This window comes from Corynebacterium sp. (genome assembly GCF_030532715.1).
Classification (GTDB): domain Bacteria; phylum Actinomycetota; class Actinomycetes; order Mycobacteriales; family Mycobacteriaceae; genus Corynebacterium.
Map to the genome: position 1 here is coordinate 431,341 of NZ_JAUNKO010000002.1, position 16,974 is coordinate 448,314.

Sequence of the window (16,974 nt, forward strand, 5' to 3'; positions counted from 1 at the left end):
TTGACACAAATGTCTGAATCTTAAACTTATTGTGCGGCACTGAATTTGTTGGGCGGGAAAAGGTAGTGTTCTTTGGTTTTCCAGATTTCTGGCATTGGGGCGAGAAGTACCCCTGAATTTGTCATATTGGCGCGGCAAATTCCTGAGTTAATCCTAAGAATATTGGATTTTAGTAGCGGATCTCGGATCTATTTGTTTCTAATGGATGGTATGAATACGCGAACTACGTTTTGGCAACATCTGTTGAAGTCAGGCAGTACTGCTAAACGCTCTGGCCCGATTGCGGCGTTAGGAGCGTGTGTGCTGCTCGGAGCCGGTACCCCGGTTGTGTGGGCGGTCGATACTGCACAAGCTGAGGAAAAGTATCCCGATACGGCGCTTATCTTGGATGCTTCTGGTTCTATGTGGGCTCCAGATGCTTCCGGACAGGTCCGCATGGATGCCGCAAAAGAAGCCACTAAGAAATTGGTGGAGCAGCTGCCGGAAGAGCAGAAGGTCGCGCTGCTGACCTACGGTATTGGCACCGGCAACAGCGATGCGGAAAAGGAAGCTGGCTGCCAGGACGTGCACACGCTGGTGAAGCTGGGTGGTGCCCGTGGCGATATCACCTCTCAGATCGATGGTTTGGTCGCGAGTGGCTACACTCCGATCGGCCCGGCGTTGTTGGCTGCGGAAAAGGAACTGGATGGTTCCGGCAAGCGTGAAATCGTGCTGGTCAGTGACGGTATTGATACCTGTGCGCCGCCGCAGGTTGCGGATGTGGCCCGGGAAATCCGTGAGCGCTCCGGCGATGACATTGTGATCAACGTGGTTGGTTTCAACGTCAATGAGGAAGCCCGTAACCAGTTGCAAGAGGTGGCCCAGGTCGGTGGCGGCGTCTACGCGGACGCCAGCGACGCCGATAGCTTGCTGCAAACCCTGTCGGCGAAGACCGGCAATGGCGGTGACGCCGCTGAGGATGGCAAGTCCACCAGCACGGAAACCACTACCTCGGAATCGTCGACGGATGCTACGACCTCGGAAAGTGAATCCTCCACCACTGAAAGCACTGGTGCGGCCAGCGAACCGACCTCCGGCGAGACTGCGGAAAACGGTGCAACGGTAGCGCTGGGTGGGCTTGACGGTGAAAAGCCCGCGCCGGAGGTATATAAAGGTACGATTCCGGCAGTGACGCAAGAAGGCGGCGAGGCAAAGGACCAGGAGCTGAGCTGGACGGTGGACCTTGAGGAGGGTCAGCAGCTCAACGCCGGTTTCCTCGTGCCTGCCCCGAAGGAAAACACGGTTGCTGGTGGCAGCACCATCACCCTCACCCCGACGTTGACCAGCGCGGATGGCAAGACCTGCGTGGCTACCGCCACTGAGGCGAAGGTGGACAATGATTTCTCCTTCACCCAGTCCGCGTCGCTGCTGTCCCCGGTGATTGAAAAGAACGGTGTGTGCAAGCCCGGCAAGTACACCCTGTCGCTTCAGCGTTCCGGTGATCTCGTTGGTGACCAGGAACTTCCCGTGGATGTGTCGTTGTGGGGTGTGCCGCAGGTTGCGGAAGATAAGATGACCAAGCCGGCCGAGGAGCCCGCCATCGAGGAAATTACCGTTGGTGAGGCCAGCGGTAAGCTGCCCACCGATATGGATATGGCTGCCGCTCCGAGCGTGAAGGAAGGCACCTACGACGTCGAGCTCGCGCCGGGCGAAACGTATTGGTTCAAGGTTCCGGTGGAGGACGGCCAGCGCCTGCAGATGCAAATGCAGGCCGAGCCGACCGGCGCGGAAGGCCACAATGTTGGCTGGAAGGTGTTCGGCCCGCTGTACAACCCGATTGAATTGCACCAGGGCGATAAGGGCAACGTTGCGTTGAACGCGAACGAGGCGACCAATGCCGGTATTGCGACACAGCCGATCCAGTGGTCGAACTTGGCCACCGAAGGTCCCGCCGCAAATGGCTTCCTCGCTGGTGAGCAGCTGGTGGCGTTGCGTCACACCGCGCCGGAAGGGCAGAACACTCCCGCGAAGTTCCGGTTGGCGTTGGCAAACACTGGGCAGTCTGCACAGGCACCGGATTTCAAGAACGCCACCGGTGTTGCGGAAACCAAGGCTGATAAGGCTGCGACCAACACCAATAAGAATGGTGCGAATGTGTGGTGGCTGTTGCTGCTGCTGTTCACCCTCGTGGGTATCGTTTCGTACGTAGCTGCGCGCAAGAAGTGGGATAACGACGCCGCTTAACCAGCAGTTATTGTGACGCTTCAGGCCGGCGTTCGCCGGTCTTGTGGCGTGCCTGAAGCCGGGTTCGATTGGGTGGGGCTGAAGGTAGCTTCGCCGCAGGCAGTCGGTATAGTTTGTCGGTATGACTGCAGCGTTTGTTGACCTGATGGATTATGACGAGGTCCTAGAAAAGTTCGACCCAGTAATGGGCATGGAAGTGCACGTTGAGCTGGCCACAGAAACGAAAATGTTTTCTGCCAGTTCGGCGCATTTCGGTGCGGAGCCGAACTCAAACGTCGATCCGGTAAGCCTTGGCCTGCCGGGTGCGCTGCCGGTAGTCAATGCGAAGGGTGTGGAATGGGCGATTAAAATCGGCTTGGCGTTGAATTGCTCCATTGCGGAGTCTTCGCGCTTTGCCCGGAAGAATTACTTCTATCCGGATCAGCCGAAAAACTATCAGATTTCCCAGTACGACGAGCCTATCGCCTATGACGGCCACCTTGATGTTGTGCTTGATGATGGCACAGTGTGGCGCGTGGACATTGAGCGAGCGCACATGGAGGAGGACACCGGCAAGCTCACCCACTTGGGTGGCGCCGATGGCCGCATCCACGGTGCGCATAGTTCCCTCGTGGACTGCAACCGCGCTGGTGTGCCACTGATTGAGATTGTGACCAAACCGATCGAGGGCGCTGGGGAGCGGGCGCCTGAGGTTGCGCGCGCCTACGTGAGTGCGCTGCGCGATTTGGTTAAGGCGCTGGGTGTTTCTGATGCCCGCATGGATCAGGGTTCCATGCGGGTGGATTCCAACGTGTCGTTGCGGCGCAAGGGGGCGACTGAGTACGGCACGCGCACGGAAACGAAGAACATTAACTCGTTGCGTTCCGTGGAGCAGGCGGTGCGTTTTGAAATGCAGCGCCAGGCCCAGGTGCTGGAAACCGGTGGGGAAATTATTCAGGAGACCCGCCACTATCAGGAAACCGACGGCACGACTACGGCTGGCCGTGTGAAGGAAACCGCAGAGGATTACCGTTACTTCAATGATCCTGACCTGCCGCCGGTGATTGCGCCGCGGGAGTGGGTGGAGGAAATCCGCGCGACGCTGCCGGAGCTGCCCTGGATCCGTAAGGCCCGCATACAGCAGGAGTGGGGATTGTCCGATGCGGAGATGCGTGACCTTGTCAACGCGGGTGCCTTGGAATTGATCATTCAAACCGTGGAGGCTGGCACGACTGCGGGGGAGGCGCGTTCGTGGTGGGTGTCTTACTTGGCGCAGCAGGCGAACCAGGCGGGCGTGGAGTTGGTTGACTTGAAGATTACGCCTGCTCAGGTGGCTCGCGTGGTGGCGTTGGTACATGAAGGTAAGCTGACCAACAAGTTGGCCCGCCAGGCTGTTGACGGTGTGCTTGCCGGCGAAGGCGACGTCGATGAGGTGGTGGCCTCCCGCGGCCTCGAAGTGGTGCGTGATGATGGTGCGATTGAACGCGCCGTGGATGAGGCGTTGGCCGCCAATCCGGACATTGTGGAGAAGTACCGGGCCGGGAACAAAAAGGTTGTTGGCGCGATCGTTGGTGCTGTTATGAAGGCCACGCGCGGCAAGGCGGACCCCGCCTTGGTGAACAAGCTGATCGCCGAGAAGTGCGGCTGATCGTTGGCGTGGTGCCGCCACACCGCTGTGGCGGATTGTGGACGCTTTAGTGCAGGATGAGCCGGCAGGCGATGAGCACCATGATCACCCCAATGGCGGCGTTGACGATGCTGTTGATGCGTGGGTTGGACAGCGGCTTGGCCAGTTTTGCTGCGCTGTAGCCCAAGGTTGGGAACCATGCGGCGCTGGCGGCGATGGCGCCGCCAGCGAACCACCAGCGTCCAACTTCGCCATGTTGGTTGGCCAGGTTGCCGAGCATAACGAGTGCGTCGAGGTAGGCGGCGGGGTTGAGCCAGGTCATGGCCGCGGCCGCCAGTGCGGGTTGCACCCAGGTGTGGCGTTTCGTGGCCGGTACGCTGCGGGTGCGGTGCACGACCGCCACGCTGCTGCCGGTTGCGCCGGGGGCAGGTTGGTGTTCGCTGGTATCTGACGTTGCTGCGGGTGGGGCGGTCTCCGCGTCGGGTTGTGCCCCGAGTGTGGTGGTGGGCCGCCAAGCGTCGCGGAAGCAGGTGTAGGCAAAGTAGAGCAGGTAGCAGAACCCGAACCATTTCAGCGCGGTGAGGACGATGGGTGCATGCCCTACGATCACGCCAACGCCCGCGGTGCCGCCAAGGATGAGCAGGATGTCAGAAAGTAAGCATGTGATGATGGCAGCGGTGACGCCGACGCGTGCGATCCCCTGGCGCAGCAGGAAAGCGTTTTGCGGTCCGATGGCGATGATGAGGGACAAGCCCACGAAGAAACCGTTGATCATGATGCTCATGGCAGCATTGTCGAACACCACCTAGGGTTAAGAAAAATTAATTGAATTGAACTTGCGTTAGAATTGCTTACATGAACTTGAAACACCTGGCTACGCTGCTCGCCGTCCTTGATGAAGGCAGCTTCGAAGCCGCAGCCGATGTGCTCTTGGTAACCCCCTCCGCAGTCAGCCAACGGATTAAAGCATTGGAGGCGCAAGTCGGCCGGGTGTTGGTGCGTCGCACCGTGCCAGCCTCGGCAACGGAGGCGGGTGAAGTGTTGGCCCAAGCGGCGCGCAGAATGGCACTGCTGCAAGCGGAAACCGACGCGCAAATGCGGGGCCGGATCGCCCGCGTGCCGCTGAGCATCGCGATCAATGCAGATTCCTTGGCCACGTGGTTTCGGCCGGTGTTTGGGGTGGTTGCTGGTTGGGGTGGGGCGTCGTTGCGCCTGTGGGTAGAGGACGAGTCACAGTCGTTGCAGCTGCTGCGGCGTGGGGATTGCCTCGGTGCGGTTACCCGGGAATCCAAGCCGGTGTCTGGGTGCGATGTCGAACCGCTTGGCGTGATGCGTTATCGAGCGGTGGCGGCGCCCCACTTGCGCGACGAATACACCAACGGTGGGGCGTTGGATTGGGCGGCCATGCCCGTGTTGCGCTATGGGCGCCACGATAAAATCCAGGGTCAGGATTTGTTCGGTCGGGTATCCGAACTCCCGTCCCAACGCCGGATTTCGCAGATTCCGTCATCGGAGGGATTCTTGGAAGCGGCCCGCGCGGGCCTCGGATGGGCCCTGGTGCCGGATATTCAATCGCGGCCATTATTGGAATCAGGTGAGCTAGTCCTCTTAGATGACCGTGTGTCCGATGTGGAATTGTTTTGGCAACACTGGCGTCTGGAATCACCCCTGCTTATGCGACTTTCGGATGCGGTGGTGGAGGCTGCGGGGGCGGCGCTGGGCTGATTTCCTGCGTGTTTACGCCACGCCGAACAGAAATCTCACCCACGAACAGTGCGAACTCGCATACCCTGACAGGTATGAGCGACAACACTCGTGAACCTGAAAATTCCGCGAATGAGGACGTAGGCGTTCCTACCGCGCGCAAAGAAGGCGACGTTTATGCTCGGGCGGGCCGGGTGGCACCCCAGCAAATCCCGGCGTCGGCACCCCAGGCGCAAGCCGAGTCGGGCGAGGCAAAACCGACACCATTTTCGGAGCAGGAGCCGACCGTTACCTTTAGCCCGCAGGAGGATTTCGATGACCACGTCGACGTTCCTGTCGCCCCTTCCAGTGGTGTGAAATCATCAACCGTGCCCCCGCACCCCTCGGACGCCCCCACCACCGTGTTTGAGCCACAATCGGCGGAACCCACTCGCATCCCCACCCGGGACCAAGACGGTCGCGGCGGGGACAATGCGCGCGTGGATAATCCCAGCGGGGAGCCGACCGTAATGTTTGACTCGCCCGGCCGGGCACAACAGTCCCCGTTTAGTTTGCGGGAGCCGGGGGAGCAGCCGCAGGATGTTCCAGATCAACCAGTGGGTTATCGTTCCACCGCCGAGCACACGACCGCCCTGCCGCCGTACCAGCCGAACCAAGCGGAGGAGCCGTACCTGGGGGCTGCCAGCCAGCAGGAAACCTCCGCGCCCGTTGCCGTGTCGGACCCAACGGCAGCGCCTGCGGCGTCGGTGGAGGCCGCCGCGGTGGATGCCCGCCGCGGCACCATCGACTTCGGAATTTTTATCATTCGCTTCTTCTTCGGGGCACTGCTGGTGCTGGCCTCTGTGAAAACGTTTTTCCAGCTCGGCGGGGACACCGGACTCGCCGGTCTGGAGGCGGAGTACGCGAATTATCTGCAACCTGGCATTCTTGCGGTGGCGATCCCCGCCATGCTGCTCACCGCCGGGGTGTTTTTGCTACTAGGGTTGGTCACCCCGCTGGCGGCGGCGCTGGCCACGGTGGGTACCACCTTTGAGGCCCTCCACGTCATGGACACTGACGGTGAGGCTTTCGATCCGTTGCGCCTTGGCGATAACGTGTGGTTGGCCATTTTGCTGGTAGTGCTGGCCGTCGGGCTGCAATTTACCGGCCCGGGCCGCATTTCCCTCGATTTCGGCCGCTCGTGGGCGCGCCGCCCCCTCATTAGCTCCTGGGTGTTCGTGGTGCTCAGCGTCGCGGGCGCCGGCGCCTTGTGGTGGTTTGGCGCCGGGGTCAACCCGTTCAACTAGCCTAGATTTTGCGCACCGCGCCTTTGTCCGCGGAGGTCGCCATCGCCGCGTAGGCCCGCAGCGCCTTCGAGACTAACCGGTCGCGCTCGCGCGGTTGCCACGGGTTGTCGCGCGCCTCCATGCGTTCGCGGCGGGCGGCAAGCTCGTCCTCGTCGAGCGCGACGGAAAGCTCGCGGGTGTGCACGTTTATGGTGATTACGTCGCCGTCTTCGATCAAGCCGATGACGCCGCCGTGTGCCGCCTCGGGGGAGACGTGCCCGATGGACAGTCCGGAGGAGCCGCCGGAGAATCGGCCGTCGGTGACCAGCGCGCATTTGGTGCCCAACCCGGCGCCCTTCAAAAACGCCGTCGGGTGCAGCATTTCCTGCATGCCGGGCCCGCCGGAGGGGCCTTCGTAGCGCACCACCAGCACCTCACCCGGTTGGATTTTACGGGTGAGAATCACGGAGACGGCTTCTTCTTGGCTCTCCACTACCCGCGCGGGGCCGGTGAACTCCCAATAGGCTTCATCAATGCCAGCGGCTTTAATGATGGCGCCGTCTTGGGCGAGGTTTCCGCGCAATACGGCGAGCCCGCCGTCGGTGGTGTAAGCGTGGGCGACGTCGCGGATGCAGCCGCCCGCGGCGTCGGTATCCAGCGCGTCCCACCGGTTGCTCGTGGAGAACGCTTCCGTGGTGCGCGCGCCGCCGGGGGCCGCGTGGAACAATTCCACCGCCTCGTCGGTTGCGGTTCCGCTGCGAATGTCCCAATCCGCCAACCATTGTTCCAAGGTGTTTGAGTGCACGGCGTGCACGTCGGTGTGTAGCAGGCCGCCGCGGTACAACTCGCCGAGGATGGCGGGAATGCCGCCCGCTCGGTGCACATCCTCCATGTGGTAGTCGGAGTTGGGGGACACCTTGGACAGGCAACCAACCTTGCGGGACAGGGCGTCGATATCCTCGAGGGTGAAGTCCACCTCGCCTTCCTGCGCGGCGGCGAGAATGTGCAGCACTGTGTTGGTGGAACCGCCCATCGCCATGTCGAGGGCCATGGCGTTATCAAACGCGGCGCGCGTGGCAATATTGCGCGGCAGCACGGACTCGTCGCCTTCGCCATAGTAGCGGCGGCACAATTCCACTATGAGGGAACCGGCGCGCTCAAACAATGCGCGGCGGGCGGTGTGGGTGGCCAGGGTGGAACCATTACCCGGTAGCGATAGCCCCAGCGCCTCAGTGAGGCAGTTCATGGAATTGGCGGTAAACATGCCGGAGCAGGAGCCGCAGGTGGGGCAGGCGGACCGCTCCACGGAGTCGAGCCCAGCGTCGGAAACCGCCTCCGACGCGGACGCGGAAATCGCGGTGACCAGGTCAGTCGGCGCGTGTGCGACGCCGTCCACGACGACCGCTTTGCCGGCCTCCATCGGCCCGCCGGAGACGAACACCACGGGGATGTTTAACCGCAGCGCCGCGTTGAGCATGCCGGGGGTGATTTTGTCGCAATTGGAAATGCATACGATGGCGTCGGCGGTGTGCGCGTTGACCATATATTCCACGGAATCGGCAATGATTTCGCGGCTGGGTAGGGAGTACAGCATGCCGCCGTGCCCCATGGCAATGCCGTCATCCACGGCGATGGTGTTAAATTCCTTCGCCACGCCGCCCGCGGCCTCAACCGCCTGTGCGACGATTTTGCCCACGTCGCGGAGGTGCACGTGCCCGGGCACGAACTGTGTAAACGAATTGGCGATGGCGATGATCGGCTTGCCGAAATCATTGTCGGTCATGCCGGTTGCGCGCCACAACGCGCGGGCGCCTGCGGCATTGCGGCCCACCGTGGTGACCTTGGAACGAAGAGGGATCATGGGTTTGGCGCTTTCAAAAACAGGATTGGTTTGGGCTTGTCAGTCGGTGGTTTCGGCGGGGGTGTCCTCGCGGGGTTGAAGGACTTGCCTGCCGTCGCGGTGAATCACCACCACTTTGTCATGGGTGGCTTCACGCCCAGCGGTCAGCGCGTCGGGGATGCGGCCGCGCGACGCCAGCGAAAGGTTGGGTAATGAGTTAAACGACACTGCAGGAAGGGTAATGCTTTCCCCATCCACCGTGCGCGCGTAACAGCGGGCCTTTTCAAACCCGATGCCGGCGAACGAATCCCAGGAAATAGAGCGTGGCTTTGCAAAGGCGTAGCGCACATGTATTCCGTGGTCGTCCACCGTGGTGCTGGTGCGCAGCACCCACAGCACAAACACCAGTGGAAGCACCGGTAGCCAGAACAAGTACTCGGGTTTCGCGCCGAGTACCAGCAGGCAGATAAGGAAAAGCACCCCTGCGGCCAGCAGGTGGGTTCGCTCCGGACGGAACGTCTGCGACTTCGAACTCATGTGGCCTATTGTAGGGGTGCGGGGTGGCGGCCTATTGTTCAGGCTGCGCGGCCGAGGTTTGCGGCGCCGGTTGCTCCTCCTGCGGCGTGCTTGGTTCTTGGGTGACCGGGGCTTGCTGCTGCTGCGGTTGTTCTGGCAGCTGCGCGCTTGTCGACGCCTCGGGGGCTTGCGTGGCCACCGACGTTGACGACTGCTGCTGCGTCGCCGTCTGCGAGGTAACCACGGACGATGTCGCCGAGTCGACGACGCTGTCCGTCGCTTCGGTGGTGTGTTCCTGGGTGGGTGCTGTCGACGTGGTCTGCTTCGGTGCAGACGTGGTCGTGGTGGATGCGGTGGGGGCCAGCCAGCTGCCGGAAGTCTCCCACTCTTGATCGGTTTCCACCGTGAACCCCTTGGCAATAAACAGCGCAAACAGCAGGGCAAACAACCCTGTGGTGGAGGGGCGCACCCGGCCCCCGAAGGACACGAAGCGGGCAAAGCGCGACGGGTAGGTCACCGTGCGGAACACCTTGTCCGGTTCCTGCATTTCCTGCTCGTCCACCGGCATGTCCTCCGGGTGCTCGAGGGAAATGTCGCTGCGGCTGGGTTCGGTGATGTCTTTTTGCGCCTCCATGGTCACCGTGGTGTCCGACAACGGTACGTCGATGAGCGGATCCTTGGTGTAGGCCCGCTCGATTACCAGTGGCGCCTCCCGTTCCAAATGGTTGCGCACCGCGCCGGAGGTGGTGGTGGCGGAACCGTACTCCTCCCAGAATTCCTCCAGGATGGAGGTGCGGATGGCGCGTTCCACCGCCCATTGGCGGGCCGGGTTGACCTGCACAATAAAGCGCATGTTCACCATCCACGGCATGCCCACCGTGGTGGGTTGGGTGATGTCTACCGCGGGATGCACGTCGAGGTCGCCGGTGACATCGTGGATGATGTCCGGCCGCGACAATGCGCGGCGCGTCGCCTGTTCGGAGCGGGCGATGGCTTCATGCACTGATGAGGAACTCAACAGCGGCACTGGGATGACCACCACCGCGCGCGCCCAAATATTGGAATGGTTCACACATATGCGGGCAGCGCCATTGGGTACGATCACCGTCTCGCCCTGCAGGGTGCGTACCTTTGTGGCGCGCATGGTGATCTGGATGACGTCTCCCTCGATGTCTAACCCGGAGCCTTTGAAGGCCACCCAGTCGCCGACACCGAATTGCTTTTCCGAAAGGATGAAAAAGCCGGCGAGGAAGTCCGCGATAATGCTCTGGGCGCCCAAACCGAGCGCCGCTGAAATCACCGTGGCGGGAATCGCCGCACCTGCGAGTGGCACGCCCAATTCGTTTAAAGCGGCAACGATGAGGAAGAAATATGCCACGAGCTGTGCGACGTATACCGCCGTGCCCACCAACGCCAGGCGGGTCTTGGAATCCTGTTCATCCAAGTCAACGCGCCGTGTGAAAAATCTAATGGCGAATCGTCCGATGCGTGGAATGAGGACAGCGATTGTTAAGAGGATTGCTAGGGTAATCCCGGGGTCCAAAAGCCAGCGCCAGGCTGAATACAGGATGTAAGCAAAGGGCATGGGACAAGGCTAGCGCTTCCACAGAAACAATGGGGGTAGCGGCGGGCAGGGCTTTGAAACGCTGGGAGCAATCGAGGAAAACTCTCACTACCTGCATATTTTTCCATTGGGTGTGAATTTTTCAGCAGACTTTTGTGAGCTGTTCCTGAGGTATGCGGGGGTAAGTGTTACGGGTCATAGCTAACGTGTGCCAAGTGCTGTCCCGGCGGGGTTTGCGCGGTAGGTAGCGCATGTCCGGTACGCTGTGCGAACGTTTCGCTGTCTCATATCGTGGGAGGTCTATCCTAAAAGGGGGGTAGTGACTAGGACCAATTGACCACGGTGTGTATTATGCAATCTCATGACGTACCTTCGACTCGTAATTATTAGCCACCGGCGCTTGCCGTAGCGGCTGTAATTGTCGTACAACGTCAAGCGCCCTCGGCGAATACCGCTCACTCGGTGTTCGTGCCGGGGGCTTTCAATATTTTCTCACCTCGCCACCCCCTTGAGGTGGGAAAATATTAGGCGCTCATCCTGGTGTGCCCTGACAAGTGTGAATGTTAAACCGCGTGAACTATAAGGAGCCTGACGTCGTGAACGTGGCACCTCGATCCCAACCCACGCCCGCTTCGGTCGCGTCCGCCGCTTCCGTGCGGGAGCGTCGAAAGACGACCAAGCCGGAACGAATTACCGGTGCCCAAGCCATTGTTCGTTCCTTGGAGGAATTAGGTACGGACGTAGTGTTCGGCTTGCCCGGCGGTGCAGTGTTGCCGTTGTATGACCCGATTTATGCTTCCACCAAGCTCCGGCACGTGCTTGTGCGGCACGAGCAGGGCGCAGGCCACGCCGCCACCGGCTACGCCCAAGCCTCCGGCAAGGTCGGCGTGTGCATTGCCACCTCCGGCCCCGGCGCAACGAACTTGGTCACCCCCATCGCCGATGCGAACCTAGATTCGGTTCCGTTGGTCGCGATTACCGGCCAGGTGGGGCACACCCTGTTGGGCACGGACGCCTTCCAAGAGGCCGATATCCGGGGTATTACCATGCCGATCACAAAACACAATTTCATGGTGACTGACCCCAACGAGATTCCCGCGGCGATCGCGGAGGCGTTCCACCTCGCTGCCACCGGCCGGCCGGGTGCGGTGTTGGTGGATATCCCGAAGGATATTCAAAACGCTCCGATGGATTTCGTGTGGCCGCCGAAGATGTATTTGCCGGGTTACCGGCCTGTGTCCACGCCGCATAACCGTCAGATCGAAGAGGCGGTGCGGTTGATCGCGAAAGCCAAGCGCCCCGTGTTTTATATCGGCGGCGGCGTGATCAAGGCGAATGCCTCTGCGGAACTTTTGGCGCTGGCCGAATATTTGAACATCCCCGTGGTGACCACCCTCATGGCCCTGGGCGCGTTCCCGGATTCCCATCCGCTGCACGCGGGTATGCCCGGCATGCACGGTTCCGTGTCCGCCGTTGCAGCCATGCAGCGCAGTGACTTGCTGATCACCATTGGTGCGCGTTTTGATGATCGCGTGACCGGCGACGTGAAGTCGTTTGCCCCGGTGGCCAAGATTATTCACGCTGATATTGATCCCGCGGAGATCGGGAAGATCCGGAAAGCTGATGTGCCGATCGTGGGTGATGCCCGCGAGGTGCTGGTGGCGTTGCGGGAAGTGTACGCCGAAAAGGGCTATGACCTGCCGGCTGTGGCGGCGTGGCGAGCATACCTGGATAGTTTGAAGGAGCGGTTCCCGCGCGGCTGGGATCCGCAGGAGGATGGCAAGCTTTCGCCCCAGTTTGTGATTAACGCCCTGTCCGAAGAAGTTGGTCCGGACGCTATTTATTGTGCCGGCGTGGGGCAGCACCAAATGTGGTCCGCTCAGTTTATTGATTTTCAGAAGCCGCGCACTTGGCTGAATTCCGGCGGCTTGGGCACCATGGGCTACGCGGTGCCGGCGGCGATGGGCGCGAAAGCCGCCTGCCCGGAGACGGAAGTGTGGGCCGTTGATGGTGACGGTTGCTTCCAGATGACCAACCAGGAGCTGGTTACGTGCGCGGTGGAAGGATTCCCCGTGAAGGTTGCTGTGATTAACAACGGCAATTTGGGCATGGTGCGCCAGTGGCAAACCCTGTTCTACGAGGGGAGGTACTCCAACACGAAGCTGCGCGAGGAGGACAGCTACCTTCCGGATTTTGTCACCCTTGCGGAATCCCTCGGGTGCGCGGCGTTCCGCGTGACCAAGGAGGAAGAGGTGATTCCTACGATCCGCAAGGCGCGCGAGATCAATGATCGCCCGGTGGTGATCGATTTCATCGTGGGCGAGGACGCGCAGGTTTGGCCGATGGTTTCCGCCGGCAGTTCCAATTCCGATATTCAATACGCCCGCGGTTTGCGCCCCTTGTTTGATGAGGATTCGGCGGGCGAAAATCCAGCCGCCATCGATTTGGCCGTGGATTCGCAGTACGCTCCGAAGGAGATGATCTAATGTCCGAGACTGACGTCACCCGCCACATGTTGAGCGTGCTGGTGCAGGATATTGAAGGCATCATCTCCCGCGTGGCCGGCATGTTTACCCGCCGTGCGTTCAGCATGATTTCCATTACGTCCGCGACCACCGGCGTTGAGGGTGTTAACCGCATTACCATCGTGGTTGACGCGGACGAACTGAATATCGAACAAATTACCAAGCAGTTGAACAAACTTGTGCCAGTGTTGAAGGTGGTGCGCCTGCCTGAGGAGCAGACCGTGGCGCGCGCACTGATGCTGGTGAAGGTTTCCGCTGATGCGACGAACCGCCCGCAGGTTGTCGACGCCGCGAACATCTTCCGCGCACGTGTTATCGACGTCGCGCCGGATTCCGTGGTCATTGAGGCGACTGGCAGCCCCGGAAAGTTGAAGGCGCTGCTGAATGTGTTGGAGCCGTTTGGTATTCGTGAGTTGATTGAATCCGGCCAGATTGCGCTTAATCGTGGCCCGAAGACCATGGCGCCGAACCGCCTCTAACCCCAATCCCAACAAGTGGGCACAGATTCCCACAATGTGATACATTGGTGGTGTTAATGCCACCACGCACCGAAAGGTACACGATTCTTCATGGCTATTGAACTGCTGTACGACGCAGACGCAGATCTTTCCATCATCCAGGGCCGCAAGGTCGCCATCATCGGTTATGGATCCCAGGGGCATGCCCACGCGCAATGCCTCCGCGAATCTGGTGTCGAGGTTGTCATCGGCCTGCGTGAAGGCTCCAAGTCCGCAGACAAAGCCCGCGAAGCCGGCTTCGAAGTCAAGACCAACGCCGAGGCAGCCGCATGGGCAGACTTGATCATGCTGCTCGCCCCCGACACCTCCCAGGCGAAAATCTTCGCCGAGGACATCGAGCCCAACCTCAAGGACGGGGACGCACTGTTCTTCGGCCACGGCCTGAACATTCATTTCGAACTCATCAAGCCGGCCGCCAATATTACGGTGGGCATGGTGGCGCCGAAGGGCCCGGGCCACCTGGTGCGTCGCCAATTTGTCGATGGCAAGGGTGTGCCGTGCCTCATCGCCGTTGCCCAAGACCCCAAGGGTGACGGCAAGGAGCTCGCCTTGTCCTACGCCGCAGCTATCGGCGGGGCCCGCGCTGGCGTCATCCCCACCACCTTCAAAGAGGAGACCGAGACCGACCTGTTCGGTGAGCAAGCCGTGCTGTGCGGTGGCTTGGAATACCTGATGATGGCTGGTTTTGAAGTGCTCACCGAGGCCGGCTACGCGCCCGAGCTTGCCTACTTCGAGGTGCTGCACGAAATGAAGCTCATCGTCGACCTCATCTGGGAGGGCGGCATCGGCAACATGAACTACTCCGTGTCCGACACCGCGGAATTCGGGGGCTACATCGCAGGCCCGCAAATCATCGACGCCGACACCAAAAAGCGCATGGAGAAAGTCTTGGGCGACATCCAGGACGGCACTTTTGTGAAGCGTCTGTTGGCCAACGTTGAAGGCGGCAACAAGGAGCTCGAAGGTATCCGCGCCGACATCGCGGCCCATCCGATTGAGACCACTGGCGCCAAGCTGCGTGATCTGATGTCTTGGGTGAAGAACCCGCTGGACGCCACCGCGTAGTTCGCCTAACGCCAAAGCCCCCGCAACCACCTGCTCGTGCAAGGTTGGTGCGGGGGCTTACGTGTGCGTTACTTGTGCACGGGTTCGCGGCGACCCAGCCGTACCTTCTTCACTTCGCGGCCACCCTCAACGTCGGCATCGGTGAAGCCGAAGAGGTAGGTGAGCGTGAAGGAGACAACGATGGCTGTAATGGAGGCGATCCAGAAGCCCCAGAAGCTGAAGTCCAAGCCGTCCGGGTTGACAAAGGACGTAAAGCCGATCAGCGAGCCGGTAAAGCCCCACATGTTCACGTTGAACAAGCCGGTGAGTAAGCCGCCAGCGGCACCGCCGATCGAGGCCATGATGAATACGCGACCATACTTGAGGTTGATACCGTACATGGCAGGTTCGGTAATGCCGCAGAATGCTGCCAAGGCTGCGGAACCCGACAATTCCTTGATTTTGAGCACCTTAGACTTGACGAACACGGCCAACACCGCGCCACCTTGGGCGACCATCGTCGCGGAAATAATTGCGTTGAGGTACGAGTTGCCGTTGCTGGCGATATCCTGCGCTACCAGCGGAATCACGGCCCAGTGCAAACCGAAAATCACCAGCGATTGGTAGAAGCCACCGATGATCACACCGGAGATCGTGGGGGAGAGGTCGTACAAGCCTTGAATAATGCTGGCGATGCCGGTGGAGATGAACATCACGATCGGACCCAACACCAACAGAATCACCACTGAGACAATGACCACTTCGATCAACGGCATGAAAATCATGCGGATGGTGGCGGGGATGACCTTCTTCAACCACGGTTCAATGACAGACGCTAACCACGCGGCCACAATGATCGGGAAGATGGAGTAGCTGTAGTTTGCCAAGTGGTAGGGCAGCCCGAAGAAATCAGCGTTGAGCGGCATGCCAAGTACCACCGTGTGGGTCGATTCACCCGCGAGTAACTTGTCTGCCTCGTCCTTCACATAGGTGACAATTGACGGATACGTGAGCACACCGCCAATAATTGCCACGATAATTGGGTCTGCGCCGAGGCGTTTCGCTGCCGTGAAGCCCACAAAGATTGGCAGGAAGAAGAACACCGAGTCGCTCATCGCGTCGATGATCATAAAGGTATTCGATTCTTTATGAATCACGTCGAACGTGAGTAGCAGCGACAAAATACCCTTGATGATGCCGGATGCGGCGAGCAAACCGATGATCGGGATCATCGACCCCGTGATTACACCGATCAGCGAACTGAACCCGAACTTCAGCCAGCCGATCGCCGTGGTGGGCCGAGGTTCCTCGATTGCTTCCGCGGAGTCACCGCCAGTGTCGCCGATCTGCTTGACGATGGCATTGTAGACATCCTCAACAGCGGGGCCAATAACGACCTGGTACTGCCCGCCCGCCTTCACGACGTCGATGACACCATCCAAGTCCGCGACCACGGCGTCGTTCGCGCGGGACTCATCCTTGAGGTAGAAACGCACGCGCGTGATGCAGTGCGTTACATTGCGAATATTGTCCTTGCCGCCGATGTTTTCAATGATGTCCCAGGCGAGGGCATCAAAACCGGTGAGTTCCGCCGGGCGCGCATTCGTCGTCGCCACCGCTGAGCCAGCAGTCGTAGCAGGCAGGTTTGCCGCTGCAGCGGCATCGTCTTGTGGCTTGGGCGCCGGAGGCTCCTTTGCCACCGCAGTACACACTTCGTCGCCCGCGGTTGCCGGACCGTAGGTGACCTGGATTTCTTCCAGCTTTTTCTTGGTGTTGGTAACCGCTACGACAGTGGTGGTGCTTTTCCCGGCGGCAGTGATGGCATCAACGTCCATGGTGCCAATCTTTTGGCCGGCCTCAACTTTGTCGCCCTTGGCCACGGAAATGGTAAAGGGTTTGCCTTCCAATTCCACGGTGTCAATACCAAGGTGAACCAGGAATTGGAGGCCTGATTCTGTTTTGAAGCCCACAGCGTGCAGCGTTTTCGCCACCATTGACACGGTGCCGGTCACGGGCGAGACTACATCGCCACTTGGTGGAGAACTGATGCCGAAGCCGTCGCCGACGGCCTTTTTGGCGAATACTTCATCAGGGACGTCGGCAATATCAATAATATTGCCCGAGATTGGTGCGACTACACCAACGTTTCTGGGAGGGGTCATAAGGGAG

12 protein-coding genes are annotated in these 16,974 nt (G+C 60.4%); 7 read left to right on the plus strand and 5 right to left on the minus strand.

Annotated elements, in window-relative coordinates:
- Window positions 1-300 precede the first annotated feature (300 nt).
- Together Q4D83_RS05050 and gatB are read left to right on the plus strand one after the other, a co-directional pair.
- Entirely contained in the window at window positions 301-2,223 is a 1,923-nt protein-coding gene (locus tag Q4D83_RS05050; protein WP_303173519.1) for a VWA domain-containing protein, read from the plus strand.
- A 121-nt stretch (window positions 2,224-2,344) separates the two neighbouring features.
- Entirely contained in the window at window positions 2,345-3,850 is a 1,506-nt protein-coding gene (gatB, locus tag Q4D83_RS05055; protein ID WP_303173520.1) for an Asp-tRNA(Asn)/Glu-tRNA(Gln) amidotransferase subunit GatB, read from the plus strand.
- A gap of 46 nt (window positions 3,851-3,896) precedes the next feature.
- Here gatB and Q4D83_RS05060 read toward each other — a convergent pair whose 3' ends face one another.
- Window positions 3,897-4,613, minus strand: a complete 717-nt coding sequence (locus Q4D83_RS05060) for a LysE/ArgO family amino acid transporter (RefSeq protein ID WP_303173522.1) — start codon at window positions 4,611-4,613, stop codon at window positions 3,897-3,899.
- Between the two features lie 71 nt (window positions 4,614-4,684).
- Between Q4D83_RS05060 and Q4D83_RS05065 the strand changes: the two genes are divergently transcribed.
- Both Q4D83_RS05065 and Q4D83_RS05070 read left to right on the plus strand, forming a co-directional pair.
- Complete coding sequence (locus Q4D83_RS05065) at window positions 4,685-5,554, plus strand: LysR family transcriptional regulator ArgP (protein ID WP_303173523.1); 870 nt, start codon at window positions 4,685-4,687, stop codon at window positions 5,552-5,554.
- Window positions 5,555-5,628: 74 nt separating this feature from the next.
- The gene (locus tag Q4D83_RS05070) at window positions 5,629-6,819 is read left to right on the plus strand and encodes a DoxX family membrane protein (RefSeq protein ID WP_303173525.1); all 1,191 of its coding nucleotides are present in this window, start codon (window positions 5,629-5,631) and stop codon (window positions 6,817-6,819) included.
- 1 nt (window position 6,820) lies between these two features.
- On the opposite strand, the gene ilvD is transcribed toward Q4D83_RS05070, so the two are convergent.
- From ilvD to Q4D83_RS05085, 3 genes are read right to left on the minus strand one after another with little or no spacing between them, the layout of a single operon-like run.
- Window positions 6,821-8,659: a dihydroxy-acid dehydratase gene (ilvD, locus tag Q4D83_RS05075; protein WP_303173526.1), complete on the minus strand. Its 1,839-nt coding sequence runs from the start codon at window positions 8,657-8,659 to the stop codon at window positions 6,821-6,823.
- 39 nt (window positions 8,660-8,698) lie between these two features.
- A complete protein-coding gene (locus Q4D83_RS05080; RefSeq protein WP_303173528.1) occupies window positions 8,699-9,175 on the minus strand; it encodes a PH domain-containing protein in 477 nt (158 codons plus the stop codon).
- 31 nt (window positions 9,176-9,206) lie between these two features.
- On the minus strand, window positions 9,207-10,739 hold the full coding sequence (locus Q4D83_RS05085) for a mechanosensitive ion channel domain-containing protein (RefSeq protein ID WP_303173530.1): 1,533 nt from the start codon (window positions 10,737-10,739) through the stop codon (window positions 9,207-9,209).
- Between the two features lie 539 nt (window positions 10,740-11,278).
- On the opposite strand from Q4D83_RS05085, the gene Q4D83_RS05090 reads away from it, so the two are divergent.
- From Q4D83_RS05090 to ilvC, 3 genes are all read left to right on the plus strand, one after another.
- Entirely contained in the window at window positions 11,279-13,204 is a 1,926-nt protein-coding gene (locus Q4D83_RS05090) for an acetolactate synthase large subunit (RefSeq protein ID WP_303173532.1), read from the plus strand.
- A complete protein-coding gene (ilvN, locus tag Q4D83_RS05095; RefSeq protein WP_303173534.1) occupies window positions 13,204-13,722 on the plus strand; it encodes an acetolactate synthase small subunit in 519 nt (172 codons plus the stop codon). Before Q4D83_RS05090 ends, ilvN begins: the two co-directional genes overlap by 1 nt.
- Window positions 13,723-13,812: 90 nt before the next feature.
- The gene (gene ilvC, locus Q4D83_RS05100) at window positions 13,813-14,826 is read left to right on the plus strand and encodes a ketol-acid reductoisomerase (RefSeq protein ID WP_303173536.1); all 1,014 of its coding nucleotides are present in this window, start codon (window positions 13,813-13,815) and stop codon (window positions 14,824-14,826) included.
- A gap of 68 nt (window positions 14,827-14,894) precedes the next feature.
- Here ilvC and Q4D83_RS05105 read toward each other — a convergent pair whose 3' ends face one another.
- Window positions 14,895-16,967: a PTS glucose transporter subunit IIABC gene (locus Q4D83_RS05105; protein WP_303173537.1), complete on the minus strand. Its 2,073-nt coding sequence runs from the start codon at window positions 16,965-16,967 to the stop codon at window positions 14,895-14,897.
- Between the last annotated feature and the right edge of the window lie 7 nt (window positions 16,968-16,974).

Excerpts from the sequence above, each read along its gene's own strand:
- gatB (WP_303173520.1), top strand. The coding sequence starts at position 2,345 with ATGACTGCAGCGTTTGTTGACCTGATGGATTATGACGAGGTCCTAGAA.
- Q4D83_RS05060 (WP_303173522.1), bottom strand. The coding sequence starts at position 4,613 with ATGAGCATCATGATCAACGGTTTCTTCGTGGGCTTGTCCCTCATCATC.
- Q4D83_RS05065 (WP_303173523.1), top strand. The coding sequence starts at position 4,685 with ATGAACTTGAAACACCTGGCTACGCTGCTCGCCGTCCTTGATGAAGGC.
- Q4D83_RS05070 (WP_303173525.1), top strand. The coding sequence starts at position 5,629 with ATGAGCGACAACACTCGTGAACCTGAAAATTCCGCGAATGAGGACGTA.
- ilvD (WP_303173526.1), bottom strand. The coding sequence starts at position 8,659 with ATGATCCCTCTTCGTTCCAAGGTCACCACGGTGGGCCGCAATGCCGCA.
- Q4D83_RS05080 (WP_303173528.1), bottom strand. The coding sequence starts at position 9,175 with ATGAGTTCGAAGTCGCAGACGTTCCGTCCGGAGCGAACCCACCTGCTG.
- Q4D83_RS05085 (WP_303173530.1), bottom strand. The coding sequence starts at position 10,739 with ATGCCCTTTGCTTACATCCTGTATTCAGCCTGGCGCTGGCTTTTGGAC.
- Q4D83_RS05090 (WP_303173532.1), top strand. The coding sequence starts at position 11,279 with ATGTTAAACCGCGTGAACTATAAGGAGCCTGACGTCGTGAACGTGGCA.
- ilvN (WP_303173534.1), top strand. The coding sequence starts at position 13,204 with ATGTCCGAGACTGACGTCACCCGCCACATGTTGAGCGTGCTGGTGCAG.
- ilvC (WP_303173536.1), top strand. The coding sequence starts at position 13,813 with ATGGCTATTGAACTGCTGTACGACGCAGACGCAGATCTTTCCATCATC.
- Q4D83_RS05105 (WP_303173537.1), bottom strand. The coding sequence starts at position 16,967 with ATGACCCCTCCCAGAAACGTTGGTGTAGTCGCACCAATCTCGGGCAAT.